The sequence below is a fragment of the Bacillus sp. AR13-1 genome, assembly GCF_008042285.1.
GTDB classification, from domain to species: Bacteria; Bacillota; Bacilli; order Bacillales; family Bacillaceae_G; genus Bacillus_A; species Bacillus_A mycoides.
This window is the reverse complement of sequence record NZ_QNUA01000007.1, coordinates 448,251-468,427: the sequence shown is the minus strand read 5'-3', so window position 1 is coordinate 468,427 and position 20,177 is coordinate 448,251. Positions and strand designations below refer to the sequence as shown.

Sequence of the window (20,177 nt, the reverse complement as noted above, 5' to 3'; positions counted from 1 at the left end):
TTGGAGGTGGGAGTCTTACTACCCGCAAATAGCGGGATAAAAGAAAGGAGAATGAGAGATGGGAGAGTCATGGGGGAAAGGAACGATTTGTGTGCAAGGTGGCTATACGCCAAAAAATGGTGAACCGCGTGTTTTGCCACTTTATCAAAGTACAACGTATAAATACGATACGTCAGATGATTTAGCGGCACTATTTAATTTAGAGGCAGAAGGATATATATATACGCGTATTGGAAATCCTACTCTAGCTGCATTTGAGCAGAAGTTATCAGATTTAGAAGGCGGTGTAGGGGCTGTTGCAACAGCTTCTGGGCAGGCAGCCATTATGCTTGCGGTTTTAAATATTTGCAGTAGTGGAGACCATTTGCTTTGTTCTTCAACTGTTTACGGAGGAACGTTTAATTTATTTGGAGTGAGTTTGCGAAAGCTGGGCATAGATGTTACGTTCTTTAATCCTAATTTAACGGCAGATGAAATTGCGGCACTTGCTAATGATAAGACAAAACTCGTTTATGCAGAGTCGTTAGGAAATCCAGCAATGAACGTTTTGAATTTCAAAGAACTTTCAGCAGCAGCAAAAGAATTAGAAGTACCTTTTATCGTTGATAATACATTAGCGACGCCTTATTTATGCCAGGCGTTTGAACATGGGGCAAATATCATTGTCCATTCTACAACGAAATATATTGATGGCCATGCAAGTTCTCTAGGCGGGATTGTAATAGATGGAGGGAACTTCGATTGGACAAATGGAAAATACCCTGAGCTTGTCGAACCTGACCCGAGTTATCATGGCGTAAGCTATGTTCAAAATTTTGGAGCAGCAGCGTATATTGTGAAAGCACGCGTTCAGTTATTAAGAGACTACGGAAACTGTATGAGCCCATTCAATGCATATATTAGCAACATTGGCCTGGAAACATTGCATTTAAGAATGGAGCGTCATAGTGAAAATGCTCTCGAAGTTGCTAAGTGGCTTGCTAATCATGATCGCATTGAATGGGTGAATTATCCAGGATTAGATAGTAATGAAAATTACTCGTTAGCACAAAAGTATTTGAAAAAAGGTGCTAGTGGAGTTTTAACATTTGGTATTAAGGGCGGATTAGAAGCAGCAAAAGAATTTATCGCAAATGTAAAGCTTGCAACTCTTGTAACGCATGTAGCTGATGCAAGAACTTGTGTAATACATCCTGCTAGTACGACGCACAGACAATTAAGCGCAGAAAATCAGCGTTTAGCTGGCGTTACATCTGATTTAATCCGTTTATCGGTCGGTATAGAAGATGTTTCTGATATTATTGCAGATTTAGAAGCGGCGCTAGTCGGAGGCAAACAACATGCCGATCATAATTGATAAAGATTTACCAGCTCGCAAAGTATTGCAGAAGGAAAATATTTTTGTAATGACGAAGGAGCGAGCAGTAACACAAGATATACGTGCTTTGAAAATTGCTATATTAAATTTAATGCCCACAAAGCAAGAAACAGAGGCGCAATTACTTCGTTTAATTGGAAATACGCCGTTGCAATTAGATGTGCATTTACTTCATATGGAATCGCATCTGTCTCGCAATGTAGCGCAGGACCATTTAACGAGCTTCTATAAAACATTTCGTGATATTGAGGATGAAAAATTTGATGGACTCATTATTACAGGAGCACCAGTTGAAACTCTTTCTTTTGAAGAGGTAGATTATTGGGAAGAGCTTGGACGTATTATGGAGTATTCAAAAACGAATGTAACATCTACGCTTCATATTTGCTGGGGGGCACAAGCAGGTTTGTATTATCACTATGGTGTGCCGAAGTATCCTCTTGCGGAAAAAATGTTTGGTGTATTTGAACATGAGGTTCGCGAGCAACATGTTAAATTGTTACAAGGGTTTGATGAAGTGTTTTTTGCTCCGCATTCTCGTCATACAGAAGTAAGAGAGAGTGATATTGAAAAGGTGAAAGAATTAACGTTATTAGCCAATTCTGAAGAAGCAGGTGTTCATCTTGCTATTGGGCAAGAGGGAAGGCAAGTTTTCGCACTCGGACATAGTGAATACAGTTGTGATACGTTAAAGCAAGAATACGAACGGGACTGCCAAAGAGGGTTAAATATTGATGTGCCAAAAAATTATTTTAAACATAATAATCCAGATGAGAAGCCACTTGTTAGGTGGAGGAGTCATGGGAATTTATTATTCTCTAATTGGCTGAATTATTATGTGTATCAAGAAACCCCTTATATATTGTAAATAATGATTGTATAACACGTGGTAGCGTTTTATTTGTAAAGATTAACCTCTATTTTTCTTAATATTCAAAATACATTGTTTTTCAGATTTTTTGTCTATATAATGGCATCTAAACACAATTTTTGAGGGGTGGACAGTATTATGAAAGACATTCAAGTGGGGTTATTAGGTCTTGGGACAGTTGGTAGTGGTGTAGTTCGTATTATTACAGATCATCAAGAACGACTTATACACCAAGTAGGTTGTCCAGTGAAAGTAACGAAAGTATTGGTGCAAAACATTGAGAAAGAGAGAGAAGTAGACGTGCCTTCTACTCTATTAACACAAGATGTGAATGAAATTTTAGATAATCCTAATATTGATGTTGTCATTGAAGTAATGGGCGGCATTGATGATGCAAAAGCATATATTTTACAAGCTTTAAAAAGCGGGAAGCACGTTGTGACTGCAAATAAAGATTTAATGGCGTTACACGGAGCGGAACTCTTAGCGGTAGCAAAAGATAATAAGGCTGATTTATTTTACGAAGCAAGTGTAGCTGGAGGGATTCCAATTTTACGAAGCATCGTAGAAGGACTTTCCTCAGATCTTATTACGAAAGTAATGGGAATTGTAAATGGAACGACAAATTTTATTTTGACGAAAATGTCAGACGAAGGGAGAGCATATAACGACGTGTTAAAAGAAGCTCAGCAGCTTGGATTTGCAGAAGCAGATCCAACATCAGACGTAGAAGGTTTAGATGCAGCAAGAAAAATGACGATTTTGGCTACCCTCGGTTTCTCTACAAATGTAGAGCTTGGAGATGTGAAGGTAAAAGGAATTACTTCTATTACAGCAGAAGATATTGAATATAGTAAGAGCTTAGGCTATACAATTAAATTAATTGGTCTTGCAAAGCGAGATGGCGAGAAATTAGAGGTTACAGTTGAGCCAACTTTACTTCCAAATGCACACCCTCTTGCGGCAGTGCAAAATGAATATAATGCTGTCTATGTGTATGGTGAAGCGGTAGGAGAAACGATGTTTTATGGACCGGGAGCAGGAAGTTTACCGACAGCGACAGCTGTTGTTTCTGACCTAGTTGCTGTAATGCAAAATATTAGGCTTGGTGTAAACGGAAATAGTGCGGTAGTCCCGCAATATCAAAAGGTACTAAAAGAGCCAGATGAAATTGTTGTGAAAAAGTTTTTAAGACTTCATGTGAAAGACGAAATTGGTGTGTTTGCAAAAATCACATCATTGTTCTCTGAGCGCGGTGTTAGTTTTGAAAAGATTATTCAAATGCCACTTGAAGAGAAAGGGAAAGCAGAAATCGTAATCGTAACGCATCGTGCTTCTCTTGCGGATTATGAGTACATTCTACATACATTGCAATCGTATGAAGAAATAGATTGTGTGAAAGCAAATTATCGAATTGAAGGAGATGCTAAGTAGTATCTCTTCTAATAAAACGAAAAAACCTATTAAGCGGCTTGCTTAATAGGTTTTTTTCTATTTAAAATTTGCGTACCAACTTGAATAAAAGCTTGAATAATCCAACCTGTTGTAAAGGATAAGATAATTGTTCCAAAATAGATTGGCCCATCTAATAAGAAGCTTAATGTTAAAAATAAAAAAGCTAATGAAATTTCTGTTCTTCTAAATGTCCATTTCTTTTTCTCAGCAACAGTTAAAACGAAAGCCTCTTGAGGTGCTGCGCAAAGGTTAGTAGAGACGTAAAGACCAATTCCGGCTCCGACAAATAGATTTCCGCAAACAAGTGTTATATATTTTGGAAGAGAGCGGATAATGTCCATAATAGTCGTAATAGAACCAACCCAATCAACAAAAAGAGAAATAAGAATCATTGTGACAATTGTGCCGATTGTAATTTGTTTTTTGTCCCAAAAGAGTACGATCAGGGTAAAAACAAAGTTAATCATGAAAATCCAAAAACCAATACTTATCCCAAAATTTTGATATAGTGCAATAAAGAAGGAATCATAAGGGCTAAGTCCAAAGGAAGTAATTGTCGTCATCATATTAATACCGATGGCGAGAATGAGTAAACCGCCAATGAAAAATATATATTCTAGTTTGAATCGAAGCATAGTTGTATATCCTTTCAAAATGTATTTGCTAAGAAAGGATATACTGTGGAAAGCTTACCAGGTCAAGCGAGAATTTTTGAGGGGAAGGGGAGAATGAGATGACTAATATAAGAAAGATTGCTGAACTTGCTGGTGTATCTGTTTCAACTGTTTCACGTGTACTCAATAATCATCCGTATGTGAATGAACAGAAACGAAAAGAGATTTTAGCGATTATTGAAGAATTAAATTATACGCAAAATGTGAATGCGATTCATTTAGTGAAAGGAAAAACGAATGTAATTGGCGTGTTATTGCCGCACGTAAATGATCAATATTACAGTGCCATTATTGGGGGGATATCAAAGGAAACCGCAAAGAACAATTATAATATGATGCTTTGCCAGACAAATTATAGCGAGGAAAAAGAGCTTGAAATTTTACATATGTTAAAAATGAAAAAGCTTGATGGAGTAATTATATGTTCACGGACAAATAGTAAGGAAAAACTTGAAGAGTATACGAAGTTTGGTCCAATTGTGATGTGTGAAGAAATAGATTCAAAATTCATTTCGAGTGTACATATTGATTACTACAAAGTATTTTTGCGCGGGATGAAAAGCTTAATAGATGCTGGTCATACACGTATCGGATATTGCATTGGAAGAAGTAATAGTATTAATAGCCAGAGGCGAAAAAAGGCGTATGAAGATTCACTTCAACAGATTGTTGTAACACCGTTAGATGCCTGGAAGTTTAAGGGCTGTTTTACGGTGGAAGATGGGCGCAATGTAGTCAGGGAATGGGCTCGTATGTCTGTAAAACCGACGGCTTTTCTTGTATCTTGCAATCATATTGCTGCAGGAATGGTAACGGAGGCGAAAAAACAAGGAATTCGTATCCCAGAGGATATTACGATTATCGGATGTGATGATCAAGAGGTGGCAAATATATTAGGTATTACGACGATTTCGCATTCTAGTAAAAATGTTGGTGTAAAGGCATTTGAATTATTATATGAAAAGATTAATGATGAGGAAATAGATGTGAAACATGTAGAGTTATTACCAGGTTTGGTAGATAGGGAAACGACATAATAGAAAAGGTGTGAAAATCGCTTTTCGAAAATTCGTTTGGTATAATTATGGACAATCTATAGGGGCTAAAAGGGGTTTTGATATGAGATCAAAATTAGTAAAAGTAATTCTACTCATTACAATTGCGTCTTTCTGTTTATTTGCATACGGTTTTGTTTCGGGTGTAAATGATGTATTAAATCCGAAAGCTTCAAAATTAATTACGAAGACTGACGTATTGGAAAAAGAGAAAAAGAAAACAGGAACGTTACAAGTAGTTAGTTTAGGTGATTCGTTAACGCGCGGCGTTGGTGATAAAGAAGGAATTGGCTATATTGGACGAATGAAAGAGAATTTACAAAAAGATTATAAACAAAAAGTTGCACTAAGCAATTTGGCAGTTAGTGGTGCGAAAATGCCCGATTTATTAAAACAAATCGAAAGCAGCGGAGCTCAATATTCAATTAAGCAAGCAGATGTAATTGTTTTAACAATTGGAGGAAATGATTTGTTCCCAGGATGGGAATCGCTCGGAAAGATAGATTTAGAGACGTATCGTCCTGATACGGAAACGTTTCAAAATGAAGCGAAGAAAATTATAGAAGAAATTCGTAAATTAAACACAGATAGTCCTATTTTTTGGCTAGGTTTATACAATCCTTTTGAGGATGTAGAAGATTTAAGAGGTTCATCAAATATTGTTGTTGATTGGAATGCTTCTTTAGAGAAGTTAGCATTAAATGATAAAAATGTATATATTACACCGACATTTGATTTATTCCAAAATCGTGGGAAAGATTTATTATACTCCGATCATTTTCATCCGAATGAAGTAGGCTACACATATATGGCAGAGCGATTAGTCCAAAACGTCGTAAGTAAATTAAAACTAGAGCAAGGAGGGATAAAATGACGACGATACTTTCTGTACGAGACTTGAAGAAGGTAATTGGAAAGAAGACGCTTGTAGAGGACATTTCATTTGATGTAAAACAAGGAGAAGTGTTTGGCTTTTTAGGACCGAACGGAGCCGGGAAAACGACAACAATTCGAATGTTAGTCGGACTGATTAAAGCGACAGAAGGTACTATTTCTATCGGTGGTTATTCTATTAAGGAAAATTTCAGAGAAGCGATGCGTCAAATTGGAAGTATAGTTGAAAACCCAGAGCTTTATACATATTTAACGGGATGGGAAAACTTAAAGCAATTTGCGCGCATGCTTGGTGATATATCAGATGAACGTATTATTGAAATTGCAAAAATGGTTCATTTAGATGAGCGTATTCACGATAAGGTAAAAACATATTCCCTTGGTATGAAGCAGCGTCTTGGAATTGCACAGGCGCTGCTTGGAAACCCGAAATTGCTCATATTAGATGAACCGACGAATGGTTTAGATCCAGCTGGGATTAGAGAACTTAGGGAATTTATACATAAGCTTGTAAAAGAAGAAAATATGAGTGTATTTATTTCGAGTCACTTGCTAAGTGAAGTGCAACTGATATGCGACCGTGTTGCTATTATTCATAAAGGAAAAATGATAACAGTTGCACCTATTGAAGAGTTGATCAAAACAGCGAGTGATCGTGTGGAATGGGTCGTTACACCGATTTCCAAAGCGAAAGACATGTTAGACGCTGCTGAAGAGATAGAGGAAGTTAGTGTAGAAGATGAGCGTTTATTATGTCGTATGGATGTTGCGTCTATTAATGTTTGGAATAAGCATTTTGTAGAAAACGGGATAGATGTACATAGCGTCAAAGAGCTTGTATTTACGCTAGAAGATTTATTTATTGAACTCACAAGGGGTGAGCAACATGCGTGAATTTGCGAATCTAGTTTTAAATGAATCAGAAAAGATTTATCGTAAGAAACGAATTGTTGTTGTCATGCTTATTTTAGCAATCTTGATTCCACTTTTTGTGTATGCTCAGTATCGTGAAATAGAAACGACGCAAAAAAGGCTTGGTACGACCGATTGGAAAGTATCATTACAGCAACAAATTGTTGATTCACAAAACCGCTTGAACAATTCTAGATTGCCAGAAGAATGGCGGGATTGGTTAAAAGTAAGAGTGGAACAACAACAATATTATTTAGATCATAATATTAATCCGACTGCGCCAGGAGCACCGACATTTGTGAGGGCGTTTATTGAACAAGGAATAACGTTATTTATTCCATTGCTCGTTATGATTGTCGCCATTGATATTGTTTCAGGAGAACGAAGCGATGGTACGATGAAAATGCTTCTGACGAGGCCAATTCGGCGCTGGAAAATACTCCTTAGTAAATATGTGACGATGTTATTTTTCATTTCGCTCATATTGCTTCTTGTCGGTTTGTTTGCTTACGCATTATCAGGGCTTGTATTTGGATACTCTGGATGGAATTTACCTGTGTTAACAGGATTCGTCATTGATAAGGAAACGTTAAATACGAACTTTGTCCACCTTATTCCGCAGTGGCAATACATTTTAATGGCGTACGGACTAGCTTGGTTTGTTGCTATCGTTGTTGGAACTATATCATTTATGGTCTCTGTTTTAATTCGTAATACACCAGCTGGTATGGGCGTTATGTTAGCTGCGTTAATTGCAGGCGGCATTTTAAGTTCATTCGCAACGTCTTGGGAAGGTGCGAAATACATTTTTAGTGTCAACTTATCGCTAACGGATTATTTATCAGGAAAACTGCCTGCATTACAAGGATTATCAATGGGATTTTCTTTAATAAATTTAACGGTTTGGGCAGTAGTATCTCTTATCATTTCGTTTGTAGTATTTACAAGGCAGGATATGGTGAATTAATTGGATAGGAAGTGAAGGCATGGAAAACATTTTGCAGAATGATTGGGGACCATTACTGGGGCCAGAATTTGAGAAAGAATACTATCAAAATTTAGCTAACTTTTTAAAAGAAGAGTATGAGGAGCATGTGATTTATCCAAAGGTAGAAGATATTTTTAACGCTCTAGAGTATACAAGTTATGAAAATACAAAGGTCGTTATTTTAGGACAAGACCCATATCATGGACCGAATCAAGCGCATGGTTTAAGCTTTTCGGTACAACCTGATATTAAAACGCCGCCATCATTGCTAAATATGTATAAAGAACTTCGAGATGAATATGGTTATGAAATTCCGAATAACGGTTATTTAGTAAAGTGGGCGGAGCAAGGAGTTTTATTATTAAATACTGTGTTAACGGTTCGTCAAGGTGAAGCAAATTCTCATAAAGGAAAAGGATGGGAGCATTTCACAGATCGCGTAATCGAGTTATTAAATGATCGTAAAAAACCAGTTATTTTCATATTATGGGGACGTCATGCACAGGCGAAGAAAAAGTTAATTACGAATACGAATCATTATATTATCGAGTCCGTACATCCAAGTCCATTATCAGCAAGACGAGGTTTCTTTGGAAGTAAGCCGTACTCTAAAGTAAATACGATTTTAGTTAATATGGGCGAAAGAGAAATTGATTGGGAAATTCCAAATTTATAAATAGAAAAGGTAGTTAACAGTTGTTAACTACCTTTTTATTATTGTTGTTCGTTCTTTAGTTTTGCATCTAGTACAAAAGTACCAAATGGGATAACTGATGAAACGAATGCCCCAAGTGCCCATAAAATTGATTTACGGTGTACGATTGTTACTTGAATTACCGCAAAGATGAATAGAATAAATAAAACGCCATGAGCCATGCCTGTAATTTTAACAGCTGTTGCAAACCCTGCAAAATATTTTAATGGCATTGCTACAAATAATAGTAATAGGAAAGAAATCCCCTCAATTAAGCCGATTGCTCTTAATCTTCCGATTGGTGTAGATAACATGAAGTAGCCTCCTTTAATGTATGCTTTTATATAGTAAATTTGTATTCTTTTTCAAAATGAAATAGTCTATTTTGTTTAATTATATACAAAAAGAAAGTTTACACTACGAGAATAGTGCAAAGTTCAAAATATAGTCACAAAAGCATTGCAATTTAAATAAAAACCTATTTGAAGTATTTGACTTCAAATAGGTTTTATGAATGAAAATATTAAACAAGCGCTTCGCTTTTTAGTACAAATTTCTCTACAACTTTAGCAACACCATCGTTCATATTTGTATCTGTCACATAGTTTGCGATTTCTTTAATATCATCGGGTGCATTGCCCATCGCAACGCCAAGACCAGCAAATTCAATCATCGCTTGATCGTTATAGCTATCGCCCATTGCGATAACTTCTTCGCGTTTAATACCAAGTTTTTGGATTAGTTGGTTTAGGCTTGTTCCTTTTGTAACACCATGTTCAGTAAATTCTAAGAAGAATGGTTTAGAACGCATAACGCTTAATTGGCCTTCTAGTTGTTTTTGTAGTTTCTTTTCTACTTCAACAAGACGTTTAGCTTCTTTGTTCATTAATACTTTTACTACAGGCTCTGTTACAGCGGCTTTAAAATCATCTACTACAACGATTGGCATACCAGTAATGTCGCCCTCAATTTCAGTATACGGATTATTTTCTTCCGTTACGATATCATCGCCAATATAAGTATGAATCCATACGTCTTCAGTTTTACTAATTTCAAATAGGTTGTGAACGATTTCAGGAGATAGCGTACTACTGAAGATTTCTTCATTTGTTTTACAATTAATAATTTTTGCGCCGTTAAAAGATAGAATGAAGCTACCGTATTCCTCTAAACGAAGTTCTTTTGCAACATTGCGCATACCAAACGTTGGGCGCCCAGAAGCAAGTACAACTTTAACTCCTTGCTCTTGTGCTGTCATTAAAGCCTCTTTCGTACGAGGTGAAATTGTATGGTCGTCGCGTAATAAAGTATCATCTAAATCTAAAACAATCATTTTATAAGTCATATAGAAAATTCCTTTCTTTGTTGAAATAGAAATAAATTTTTATGAAGATAGTGGGGAATATATAGTAAGACATCGAACTTCTTTGCATGAAACTAGGAGAAGTTCTGCATTATTAGTATAAATTATCATGAGCGTGTTGCCCATGATAATTTATCATTATCGTAACAACTCTAAAGATAGAGTGCAATAATGGAAGTTTTCCAATTTACGATGGTTGTTTTTCGTGCGAACGAGAAAATAATATTTCCAGCAAGATAGCCATTACAGATCCAAGAACAAGACCGTTACTTAAAAATGATGCTAAAAATGGTGGTAGCGTAGAAAACGCTCCAGCTGGAACGAACATAACGCCGACTCCTGTAAAGATTGAAAGACCTGCTACTTTAAATAATTGTTCTTTATTTTGTACAGTGTCATATTCGCGGAAAGCGAGACCAATCATGCTTGCAAATACAGGATAAATCGCAGCATACCCAACTGCAACGGGGATGGCTGCAAAGAATGAAGTAATCTTTGGGAATATACTAACAAGAATGATAAAGCTTGACCCTAACATAAATGGAAGGCGCTTATAAATATTTGTCGTTGCAATAAATCCTGCGGATCCAGAAATGGCAACAGGACCAATGGCTGAAAATAGACCGCCTAGCAATTGATTTATTCCTGTTATAATGCCAGCTTGTTTGAAGCGATTCTCCGCAGCATCTTCTTCATACTTAGAAACAACCTTTTGTACAACGCGAATACTTGCTAACATATTTGTTAGAAGTAGTAGTGTGACGAAAACTACCGTAATTGCCATGTTCCATTCAATGCGAGGCATTCCGAAAACAAACAGAGATGGAAGACGAATTATATCTGTCACAGGTGTTACTGGATTAGATAATCCGAAGCACGCAAATAATATCCAGCCGCAGACGATACTGAAAAGAACGGAATATTGTCCAATAATAGGTAACTTCATAATGAAAAAAGATAGTAAAATAACAATGAGTGAAAGAATAAATACCTTTGGCTGTACTTCTGTATGTTGTCCATCAAGGCCAAACATGCCTTTTAAGAAGGAGCCACTAAGTTGTGCGACCAAAAGGAATAAATACGTTCCAATTACTGTCGGTGTAAAGTAACGAACTAGTTTATCAATAAGTCCAAAAACACTAAGAATAATACAAATGATGCCACTTAATAGGAAAGCGTACTGAAGGACCTTAAGTGTTTCATTGCTTGATCCAAATAATACGACGCCTAAACTTGCATACAAGGAGAAAATTCCCCACCAAAGGCCTGCAGGACCTTCTTGGATAGGAAGTTTATGACCAAATATAGCTTGCAAGAGACCGGCAAAACCGAGAACAAATAATGTTCTTTGTACAAACGCGATAGCTTCAGCGCCATCAAGGCCGTAACTAGTTGCGACACTAATTGGTACAATAAGACTTCCAGCTAAAATAAATAGTGCCCATTGTAAGGCAGAAAGAAATAGCTTCATTATATCAACCTCTTTCATAGATTCCGTTTTCTAGTATATACGTATTTCATTTCCTCTGGCAAAGATTGTAGATAGAGAAAAGAGTTGAAACATAATATGAATGTACGGAAGCAATTATGGATAGCGATTATATGTATGACTTTTGTTGTAATTCTAGGAATGCTATGATTTATGACAATTGAAGAGATTAGCCTGTTTCAAGCATTTTGGATGACGATGATTACTGTATTAACGGTTGGATATTGCGAATCCGTTAACAGTGCATTATATTGATACCGTATTGTATGGAATAGAGAAATCATTTGTAATTGAAGAAATTCAAGTTGGTAAAGGTTCTAACTTAGCTAGTAAATCGTTATTAGAGAGTAATGTGAGAAATCAATTTGGTGTAACAATTTTAGCGATTTTAAGAGATGGGTATATTATCCATAATCCAACGGGGCAGGAAAAACTGCAAGAACATGATATGATAATAGTATTTGGTTCAGTGGAGAAACTGAGGCAATTTGAGAAAGAACTACAAAGTAAGAGGTGACAAGGAATGCAAGTATCTAGCGATAAGGTTTTAAATAAAATGGCGAGTGAAATTGCAAAGGCAAAAAGTAGTGAAGGACAAAAATCAAAAGAGCATTTATTAGTTGTGCGTGCACTATGTGATTTATTATTAGATGAACAAGTTGAGCCTTCTACGTATAGAGAACCACAAGTTCAATCACAAATAATCGGATCTCAGCCTATAACAACAGTTCAACCGGTTATGCCAGTTTCTGGAGAACCTGTGTATATAAAAGAAGAAGGTGCAAATGGTAATTCTTTATTTGATTTTTAGGGATTAAATCGTTTGGATTATATGTGAAAATTGCTTATGATAAAAATAAAAAGGGGAATTAAGATGAAAATTTTCTTTTTACTAGGTTGTATTGCAGCGGGGCTATCTGTTGCATTAGGGGCTTTTGGAGCACATGGTTTAGAAAATAAAATTTCTGCAAAAATGTTAGAAGTGTGGAAGACGGGCGTTACATATCAAATGTTTCATGCAGGTGGCTTATTCGTAATTGCTCTATTAATGGACAAAATGCAATCATCACTTTTAAACACTGCAGGTTGGCTTATGGTAGCTGGGATTATTATGTTCTCAGGCAGTCTTTATGCATTAAGTACAACAGGTATTAAATTCTTTGGCCCAATTACACCCCTTGGTGGTGTAGCGTTTATTGTGGCGTGGATTTTAGTCGGAACTGCAGTTGTAAAAGGGTTATAAAAAACAAAAGCTGGCATTCGCCAGCTTTTTTTTATGGTCTTGGAGCATAAGTTGCTTGTTGACCAGGTAAATACGTAATTTCTCCTGGGAATTCTACATAATCTAAATAAATCATTAGTAGTAAAAAGCGTTTTCCAGATTTCGGCTCACTAATTACGATATGATCACGGCCAGCTGCCTCGATGATCCCTGTATAAGATTGTGTACCAAGCGAACTACCGCGTTCATAAGTCATTACAACTGTAGCTGGCTTACCCTTATTTAAACGAAGGATGTTTTCAATATACGATTGCTCTAGTGGTAACATACCTTGAGAAACTGCAAGTTGAGCCTGAGCAGCTTGTTGTTGCATCGCTTGCTGTTGTTGCTGTTGCTGCTGTTGCTGTGGGGTCATTTGTTGTGGTTGCACATAAGTTCCGGATGGTTGATAAAAACCTGTTCCATAGTATGGGTTTTGTTGCTGTGCCATTCAAAAATCCCTCCTCATTTTCATTCCTTAATATACGCCAGGACAATCTTCACCAGATGGTTGGAAGAAGCAGTGCTTTTTAAAACGTCCTGAATTTTGTTGGTTATACCAAGTTGGCGGGCAAGGACCTTCAGGCCTAAAGAACCATAAGGAAAAGTTGGCGGGCCAAAAACGTTGTCCCTGAATTGTCCGGCGGGCTAAGGCGATATCTTGTTCTCTCGCTCGTTGATAAAAATACCCTTTTTGAGTTGCTTCAAAACCACCAGGATTTTGATAAACCATCTGACGTAAATTTCGGACTTTTTTAAAGTCTAAGCAATCTCCGCGGACACGATTTACGCCGACATTTCCAACCATTAACATGCCTTGTTGTCCTTCTCCTTCAGCTTCGGCACGCATGAGTCTAGCTAATAACTTTACATCTTCTTCTGTATGCGCGATAACACCCATTATGTGTCACCTCTCTTTTTGGAATACCCTTCGGAAAGAGGTTTTTTCTAGATGAAGTGTGGAACAATTACTAGTTCATACGTATGAGAAAAAGGACGCAGATATGACAACCAAACGAAGTTTTACATCTAGAGGGGAAAATAAAAAAAGCTAGCGTGAGCTAGCTTTTCATCATTAAAATACTTTAGACCATAAATTTGAGAAGAAATCGCCAATTGAACGCATTGTTAATACGAACCAATTTGCTTTTTCTACTTCTTCAGTCGTTTTTGCAATAACTTTTATACTTTTATTTCCGTCTAAGAAACCATATTTATCAGATGGTTCTAAGACGATTGAACCTACCTTTGCATCTTTCTTAATAGGAGCAACTAAATGCTCATCTTCAGCAAGTGATTTATCTGCTTCAGTAGAAATTTTGTAAGGGGATTTGCTACCTTTTGCAGTAACTACTGTCACTTCTTTTTCTGGTGCAACTGTTACGTAGTCTTCTTTTCCTTTTACTACAGAAATTTTGTTGTTTTTATCTATTTTTAATTTCTGTTTTTCGAAGTTATTAAATCCATATTCAATTAATGCGCGAGATTCTGTGAAACGTTCGTCCATTGATTTCGTTTTAATAATAACAGATATAAGACGTAAATCACCGCGTTTTGCTGTAATGGTAAAACCATACCCAGCTGTATCGGAACTTCCTGTTTTTAAACCATCTGCTCCTTCATAAGAGAAAGCAGCACCTGGTAACATCCAGTTCCAATTTTCCATACGAATTGGTTTTGGATGATTATCTGGGAAGTTTCTAAATCTTTGTTTTGTATCCTCTAGCATTTCTGGATACTTTGTAATAATTGTTTTTGAGAGAATACCCATATCGCGAGCTGACATGGAGTTTTCTCCATTCGGATCAGTTCCTTCAGGATGTTTTCCTTTTAAATCAGCGTTATTTAACCCAGTAGCGTTTACAAATTTATATTTCTTTAACCCTAGTTTTTTCGCATGTTCATTTGCGAGATTTAAGAAGTTCTTTTCACTTCCTGCAAGTAATTCTGCTAAAGCAATACTAGATCCATTTGCAGAGAAGATAACGATAGAATGGTATAATTCTCTTACAGTATATTGACGTCCTTTTTCGAACGGCACGTTAGAGAATTCATTATTACGTGAAACTTCATAAGCGTAATCAGAAATAGTTACTTTCGTATCCCAAGTGATTTTTCCTTCTTTAATTGCTTCTAATACGGCATAAATAACAATTAATTTTGACATACTAGCGATAGCTAGTAATTCATCTGGATTTTGTTCATGCAGTATTTTTCCTGTATCCGCATCAAATAGCAGTGCAGCAGCTGCCTCTATATGTATTTTTTCTTCTGCATGGGATGTTGTTACTCCTAAGGAAGAAATTGACAATAGAGACGCTAGTAAAATAGACAAGATTTTCTTCATATACATTATCACCTTCGCATCGTTATTAGCATATAGCTCGTACCATTTTAGCATAAATTTGGATATAGAAAGGTTACAATTTTGTAAGGAAATTGAAAAGAATTTGTCGATTTTTGTTCAAATTTGCAGAGAAAAGAAGTTTTTTGTGGGTAAATATAGAGGATAATAAAAAAAGGAACGAAATTCGTTCCTTTTTCATTATTATATGTGTAAAAATTTCTCTACTTTTTCGTCTGGTAAAATGTTCCCAACGAAGAATGTACCGAATTCACCGTAACGGGCACTTACTTCATCGAAGCGCATTTCATATATAAGCTTCTTAAATTGAAGAACATCGTCAGCGAATAATGTTACGCCCCACTCGAAATCGTCGAATCCGACTGATCCTGAAATTACTTGGCGTACTTTCCCTGCGTATTGGCGACCGATTTTACTGTGACTGTACATCATTTTTTTACGTTCTTCCATAGGAAGCATGTACCAGTTGTCATCACCTTGGCGACGCTTGTCCATTGGATAGAAGCAAATATGATTTGCTTTTGGTAACTCAGGATATAAGCGAGCTAAGATTTGTGGGTTTTGGTATGGATCTTCATCAGCTGGAAGGTAGTTGCTTAGTTCAACAACAGATACGTAAGAATATGCAGGAACTAAATATTCAGCTAATGTTGTTTTATTTAATTCTGTTTCGATTTCATTTAACTCTTCCATTGTTGGACGTAAGATCATAAGCATAATATCTGCTTTTTGACCAACAACTGTATACATTGCATGACTGCCTTTTTTTGCAGTAGCTACTTCGTTCCATTTTTCAACGACATTTAAAAATTCAGACACTGCTTGTCCGCGTTCGTCACTAGATAATGTTTTCCATGCTGCCCAATCAATAGAACGTAAATCATGTAAACAATACCAGCCATCTAACGTTGTTGTTGCTTCACTCATTCTATTCACCTCAGTTAATGATATTTTACACGTTAACTATAGCATATATAGGATTAAAAACATCTAAATAAAGTTTCGGTGCATAAAACTGTCACATTTATCCCGCTATTCGCGGGCAGTAAGACTCTCACCTCAAAATTTGGCGAATGCGAGGGAGTTAGGTGGGTGATAACTGCCCGTAAATGCTCAATTGGTGAAGGCTAATAATCAGTGGGGATGAACAAAACCCCACTGATTAAAGTTTCACTTTATATTTACTCGAAAACGGGAGAAAATAAGGCTTAAGTAGGCATTATTTCTCGGCTGAATTTTATGAAAATATAATCATTTTCATTTTATCTATTTTTTGGGAGCTATAAGTTTAAAATATAGAGGAAAAGCAGTATTCTTAAAGATAGAGTTTTTTAACATATGTAGGAGGGTTTATTCGTGAGCAACTTATTTACAACAGTAAAAGAAAAAGTTCAAGGAAAAGGCATTTCTATCGTACTTCCTGAAGGAACTGATGAAAGAATTTTAGGCGCTGCAGAGCGTTTAGCAAAAGAAGAGTTAGTAAAACCAATTTTAGTTGGTAATAAAGAAGAAATTAGCGCAAAAGCTGCTAGCATGAACTTAACATTAGCAGGCGTTGATATTTACGATCCAGCTACATACGAAGAGATGGATGCAATGGTAGCATCTTTCGTTGAACGCCGTAAAGGTAAAGCAACAGAAGAAGATGCTCGCAAAATCCTTAAAGACGAAAACTACTTCGGTACGATGCTTGTATACATGGGCAAAGCACAAGGTTTAGTAAGTGGTGCAGCTCACTCTACAGCTGATACAGTTCGTCCAGCACTTCAAATTATTAAAACAAAACCAGGCGTTACAAAAACTTCAGGCGTATTCATCATGGTACGTGAAGAAGAGAAGTATGTATTCGCTGATTGCGCAATTAACATTGCACCAAACAGCCAAGATTTAGCTGAAATTGGTATCGAAAGTGCGAAAACTGCTGAACTATTCGGTATTGACCCACGCGTTGCTATGTTAAGCTTCTCTACAAAAGGTTCTGCGAAATCTCCAGAAACAGAAAAAGTTGTAGAAGCAACTCGCATTGCAAAAGAAATGGCTCCTGAATTAACTTTAGATGGAGAATTCCAATTCGATGCTGCATTCGTACCATCTGTAGCTGAGAAGAAAGCTCCAGGTTCTACAATTAAAGGTGATGCTAACGTATTCGTATTCCCAAGCTTAGAAGCTGGTAATATCGGCTACAAAATCGCTCAACGCTTAGGTAACTTCGAAGCAGTAGGACCAATCTTACAAGGTTTAAATATGCCTGTAAATGATCTGTCTCGTGGATGTAACGAAGAAGAAGTGTACAAGTTAGCTTTAATTACAGCAGCTCAAGCACTTTAATTCTATAACGAATTAATATGAAAAAAGACCATCCTATTTCTTTTGAAATGAGGGTGGTCTTTTTGGTTTCTATTTTTCTAAACCAAGTGCCTTATTATTACGGTCAATAATACGTTGTAAATTCGTCTCATATAAAGGAACTTCATCTACTGTTAGCTGAGATGGTGTTAACTTTGGCGCGAATTGTTGCAACGTTTTTAAAAGGCGCATCATTAAATCTTGCACTGTAATTGTTTCGCCAAGTAATTCAGATAGTGAAGCCATCGTACTCGGTACAATTTCAGGATACGTAAATCTTGTTTCTTCGCCTTGAATTGCTACGTTGTAAAAATCACGAACGAGTGCGGCACGCTCAGATCCGCTTCCTGTCGCACATAAGTAAATTTGTACAGCAACGCCTCCGCGAATACGACGCTGAGAAATACCAGCAAATTTTTGATCGCGAATGCTCAAATCGTAGCTACCAGGACAATAAGAACCAACAATTTCTTTTGCTTCGATAGTAACATCGTAATCTTTTAACATTTCCTTAATTAAATGCCACATCGTATCGTATCCAAGGTCGATATCGATACCCTTTTCTGTTTCTTGGAATAAAAGTGATACGTTTAAAACACCTTCATCAAGTACGACAGCAAGTCCACCAGAATTACGAACGATAATATTGAAGTCGTTTTCTTTTAAAAAGGAAATACCTTCTTCTAAATGTGGTAGGCGTGAATCTTGAATGCCAAGAACAATTGTATTGTGATGAACCCAAGAGCGCATTGTTGCAGCGGATAGACCATTTCCAATACTTGTGCATAACGTGTCATCCATTGCGAATGACTGAAGTGCATGGAAAGTTGGTCCTAAACTAGACTGATCTACAATACGCCACTTTGGCTGAGATAAAATCGAACGGGAATTGCTCATATAACTAACCCCTTATTTTTAAAATGACAATCTCTATTATAGCAAAAAATGTAGAAAGGGGTTTTCTCATATATAAAGGGAAGTTTAGAGGTGAAAGAATAAAAAGGATGCATTGCATGCATCCTTTTTATTCTGCAATTTTTTCTAAGTTACCGTTTCGATCCATGCGGAAAGATGTTTGTGAGCGTTCCTCATCATCCATTACTGCTAATTTACGAGCACGGTTCATAATATTCATAAGTGTTTCGTAATCCTCTTGTACAGTATGAGATTGTTGTTCTAATTTTTCTAGTTTCTTTTCTAGTTCTTCATTTCGCAGGATTTGCGTTTTAATTTCTTGTTTCAATCTCGTATTCTCGTTTTCAAGAGCTGTTACTTTTATATTTGAAGATCCAACTGTTTGTAAAAAGTAAATAACATCTTGCATTGTTATTGAGCTTTTTGGAGCAGGGACAGTCGGCTTTTGATATGGAGTAGCTTCTGTATATTGAACAGCTGTTTCATACGGTACGTGTTCTTCATAATCAGTTATCGCCGCCGCTGAAGCTGGTGGTGTGTAAAGCAAACGTTTTTTTGTCTGTTCACCGCCCGCAGCACGCATTTTATCTTTACGATGTTTTTTTGCTAGTTGAAGAGCTTGTTCATAGCTATAGCGAACAACAGCATTCCAGCGGAAACCACAAGCAGCAGATGTGCGATTTAACTGATCTCCTACTTCTTCAAAAGCATTTAATTGAGTACTTCCTTCTCGAACATGGCGAAGCACCGTTTCAGCAAGTAATAAATCGTCCTCGTCTGTCCAAGCATCTTGTCTTACTTTCATAGATTCAACTCCCTTTCTTTTTATGAACTTCCTATTTTTATAATGGGCAAAAAAATGAGCTTTTATACAAAGCTTTTAAAAATATGGTAGATTTCAATGAAGAGAAGAAATTTGGCTATGAATGATGAAAGCTTTTGAAGGAGAAAATATAAAAAATAGGTGGCTTTATATAGGAATAGAGCTACGCCCGGAGACTTGCAACAAGCTTCAAAGAGCGGTAAAATACCATTTAGTGTTTATTTTTAAATGTACTTGTGAAAAGTTTAAAATAGAGGAAGTGTTATATATAATGGGAAACGAATTTCGTGTGTGTGATGATTGTCAGGCAACGAACGTTAAAACGTTGATTCCGAAGTTAAAAAAAGTAGATTCATGTGCAACGATTGAGGTTGCATGTCAGTCTTACTGTGGCCCTGGTCGTAAAAAATCATTCGCGTTTGTAAATAATCGTCCAGTTGCGGCTCCAACAGAAGACGAATTAATTGTAAAAATTGAAGCAAAATTAAATAAGTAAGAAAAAGAAGAGTGAACAGATTACTCTTCTTTTTTTATGTCCATAAGATAGCGTTTTGTATGAATTCGTATTTCAAAATAATGGTTGACAGTCTTTTGACGTGGTAGGTAGAATAGAAAGTGTCTGATTCTGATAATCATTATCACGAAAAAGGTCAATTCACCTAATTTTTTTATTATTATTTGAGAATAAATTTCA

General features: G+C 36.5%; 23 protein-coding genes and 1 pseudogene. 14 read left to right on the top strand and 10 right to left on the bottom strand.

Annotation, left to right across the window (positions count from 1 at the left end; genetic code table 11):
- Positions 1 to 58 precede the first annotated feature (58 nt).
- The 3 genes from DN408_RS06775 (at position 59) to DN408_RS06765 (ending at position 3,683) form a co-directional block, all read left to right on the top strand.
- Entirely contained in the window at positions 59 to 1,357 is a 1,299-nt protein-coding gene (locus DN408_RS06775) for a bifunctional O-acetylhomoserine aminocarboxypropyltransferase/cysteine synthase (protein WP_002068601.1), read from the top strand.
- Positions 1,341 to 2,246, top strand: coding sequence for a homoserine O-acetyltransferase MetA (metA, locus tag DN408_RS06770; protein ID WP_002143920.1), 906 nt, complete (start codon positions 1,341 to 1,343; stop codon positions 2,244 to 2,246). The genes DN408_RS06775 and metA overlap by 17 nt, the downstream gene beginning before the upstream one ends.
- Positions 2,247 to 2,387: 141 nt before the next feature.
- The gene (locus DN408_RS06765) at positions 2,388 to 3,683 is read left to right on the top strand and encodes a homoserine dehydrogenase (RefSeq protein WP_002130122.1); all 1,296 of its coding nucleotides are present in this window, start codon (positions 2,388 to 2,390) and stop codon (positions 3,681 to 3,683) included.
- A 29-nt stretch (positions 3,684 to 3,712) separates the two neighbouring features.
- Here the strand turns inward: DN408_RS06765 and DN408_RS06760 are convergent, their stop codons facing one another.
- A complete protein-coding gene (locus tag DN408_RS06760) occupies positions 3,713 to 4,339 on the bottom strand; it encodes a YczE/YyaS/YitT family protein (protein ID WP_002130121.1) in 627 nt (208 codons plus the stop codon).
- Between the two features lie 98 nt (positions 4,340 to 4,437).
- On the opposite strand from DN408_RS06760, the gene DN408_RS06755 reads away from it, so the two are divergent.
- From DN408_RS06755 to DN408_RS06735, 5 genes are read left to right on the top strand one after another with little or no spacing between them, the layout of a single operon-like run.
- On the top strand, positions 4,438 to 5,415 hold the full coding sequence (locus DN408_RS06755; protein WP_002167305.1) for a LacI family DNA-binding transcriptional regulator: 978 nt from the start codon (positions 4,438 to 4,440) through the stop codon (positions 5,413 to 5,415).
- Between the two features lie 10 nt (positions 5,416 to 5,425).
- A complete protein-coding gene (locus tag DN408_RS06750; RefSeq protein WP_002167306.1) occupies positions 5,426 to 6,307 on the top strand; it encodes an SGNH/GDSL hydrolase family protein in 882 nt (293 codons plus the stop codon).
- A complete protein-coding gene (locus DN408_RS06745; protein WP_002089840.1) occupies positions 6,304 to 7,221 on the top strand; it encodes an ABC transporter ATP-binding protein in 918 nt (305 codons plus the stop codon). The genes DN408_RS06750 and DN408_RS06745 overlap by 4 nt, the downstream gene beginning before the upstream one ends.
- Positions 7,214 to 8,206, top strand: coding sequence for an ABC transporter permease (locus DN408_RS06740; RefSeq protein ID WP_002089839.1), 993 nt, complete (start codon positions 7,214 to 7,216; stop codon positions 8,204 to 8,206). The genes DN408_RS06745 and DN408_RS06740 overlap by 8 nt, the downstream gene beginning before the upstream one ends.
- Before the next feature lie 19 nt (positions 8,207 to 8,225).
- Positions 8,226 to 8,903 carry a uracil-DNA glycosylase gene (locus DN408_RS06735; protein ID WP_002130117.1) on the top strand — a complete coding sequence of 226 codons (678 nt, stop codon included), beginning with the start codon at positions 8,226 to 8,228 and terminating at the stop codon, positions 8,901 to 8,903.
- A 38-nt stretch (positions 8,904 to 8,941) separates the two neighbouring features.
- Here DN408_RS06735 and DN408_RS06730 read toward each other — a convergent pair whose 3' ends face one another.
- From DN408_RS06730 to DN408_RS06720, 3 genes are all read right to left on the bottom strand, one after another.
- Positions 8,942 to 9,235, bottom strand: a complete 294-nt coding sequence (locus tag DN408_RS06730; RefSeq protein ID WP_000953390.1) for a DUF3817 domain-containing protein — start codon at positions 9,233 to 9,235, stop codon at positions 8,942 to 8,944.
- Positions 9,236 to 9,444: 209 nt separating this feature from the next.
- A complete protein-coding gene (locus DN408_RS06725) occupies positions 9,445 to 10,266 on the bottom strand; it encodes a Cof-type HAD-IIB family hydrolase (protein WP_033731127.1) in 822 nt (273 codons plus the stop codon).
- A 205-nt stretch (positions 10,267 to 10,471) separates the two neighbouring features.
- A complete protein-coding gene (locus DN408_RS06720) occupies positions 10,472 to 11,755 on the bottom strand; it encodes a purine/pyrimidine permease (RefSeq protein WP_002167308.1) in 1,284 nt (427 codons plus the stop codon).
- A gap of 171 nt (positions 11,756 to 11,926) precedes the next feature.
- Here DN408_RS06720 and DN408_RS32415 point away from each other — a divergent pair, with 171 nt between their 5' ends.
- The 4 genes and pseudogenes from DN408_RS32415 to DN408_RS06705 all read left to right on the top strand — a co-directional run bounded on the left by DN408_RS32415 (position 11,927) and on the right by DN408_RS06705 (position 13,016).
- The gene (locus DN408_RS32415) at positions 11,927 to 12,028 is read left to right on the top strand and encodes an ion channel (RefSeq protein WP_002130114.1); all 102 of its coding nucleotides are present in this window, start codon (positions 11,927 to 11,929) and stop codon (positions 12,026 to 12,028) included.
- A pseudogene (locus DN408_RS06715) lies at positions 11,997 to 12,290 on the top strand (cation:proton antiporter regulatory subunit); the annotation flags it as partial. The gene DN408_RS32415 and the pseudogene DN408_RS06715, both read left to right, overlap by 32 nt.
- 6 nt (positions 12,291 to 12,296) lie before the next feature.
- On the top strand, positions 12,297 to 12,584 hold the full coding sequence (locus tag DN408_RS06710) for a YwdI family protein (RefSeq protein WP_001198367.1): 288 nt from the start codon (positions 12,297 to 12,299) through the stop codon (positions 12,582 to 12,584).
- 63 nt (positions 12,585 to 12,647) lie between these two features.
- Complete coding sequence (locus tag DN408_RS06705; protein WP_002130112.1) at positions 12,648 to 13,016, top strand: DUF423 domain-containing protein; 369 nt, start codon at positions 12,648 to 12,650, stop codon at positions 13,014 to 13,016.
- A gap of 31 nt (positions 13,017 to 13,047) precedes the next feature.
- Here DN408_RS06705 and gerQ read toward each other — a convergent pair whose 3' ends face one another.
- The 4 genes from gerQ to hemQ form a co-directional block, all read right to left on the bottom strand.
- Positions 13,048 to 13,485 carry a spore coat protein GerQ gene (gene gerQ / locus DN408_RS06700; protein ID WP_002068595.1) on the bottom strand — a complete coding sequence of 146 codons (438 nt, stop codon included), beginning with the start codon at positions 13,483 to 13,485 and terminating at the stop codon, positions 13,048 to 13,050.
- 27 nt (positions 13,486 to 13,512) lie between these two features.
- Entirely contained in the window at positions 13,513 to 13,935 is a 423-nt protein-coding gene (cwlJ, locus tag DN408_RS06695) for a cell wall hydrolase CwlJ (RefSeq protein WP_002068596.1), read from the bottom strand.
- 174 nt (positions 13,936 to 14,109) lie between these two features.
- Positions 14,110 to 15,387 (bottom strand): serine hydrolase, encoded by a 1,278-nt coding sequence (locus tag DN408_RS06690; protein ID WP_002167310.1) that lies wholly within the window; start codon positions 15,385 to 15,387, stop codon positions 14,110 to 14,112.
- 195 nt (positions 15,388 to 15,582) lie between these two features.
- Positions 15,583 to 16,326, bottom strand: a complete 744-nt coding sequence (gene hemQ, locus DN408_RS06685) for a hydrogen peroxide-dependent heme synthase (RefSeq protein WP_001287592.1) — start codon at positions 16,324 to 16,326, stop codon at positions 15,583 to 15,585.
- Between the two features lie 429 nt (positions 16,327 to 16,755).
- Between hemQ and pta the strand changes: the two genes are divergently transcribed.
- The gene (pta, locus tag DN408_RS06680; RefSeq protein WP_000067219.1) at positions 16,756 to 17,727 is read left to right on the top strand and encodes a phosphate acetyltransferase; all 972 of its coding nucleotides are present in this window, start codon (positions 16,756 to 16,758) and stop codon (positions 17,725 to 17,727) included.
- 69 nt (positions 17,728 to 17,796) lie between these two features.
- Here pta and lipL read toward each other — a convergent pair whose 3' ends face one another.
- A complete protein-coding gene (gene lipL / locus DN408_RS06675) occupies positions 17,797 to 18,642 on the bottom strand; it encodes an octanoyl-[GcvH]:protein N-octanoyltransferase (protein ID WP_078178092.1) in 846 nt (281 codons plus the stop codon).
- Positions 18,643 to 18,769: 127 nt separating this feature from the next.
- Complete coding sequence (locus DN408_RS06670; RefSeq protein WP_002016365.1) at positions 18,770 to 19,465, bottom strand: RsfA family transcriptional regulator; 696 nt, start codon at positions 19,463 to 19,465, stop codon at positions 18,770 to 18,772.
- A 289-nt stretch (positions 19,466 to 19,754) separates the two neighbouring features.
- On the opposite strand from DN408_RS06670, the gene DN408_RS06665 reads away from it, so the two are divergent.
- Positions 19,755 to 19,979, top strand: a complete 225-nt coding sequence (locus DN408_RS06665) for a YuzB family protein (RefSeq protein WP_000526075.1) — start codon at positions 19,755 to 19,757, stop codon at positions 19,977 to 19,979.
- Positions 19,980 to 20,177: the final 198 nt, after the last annotated feature.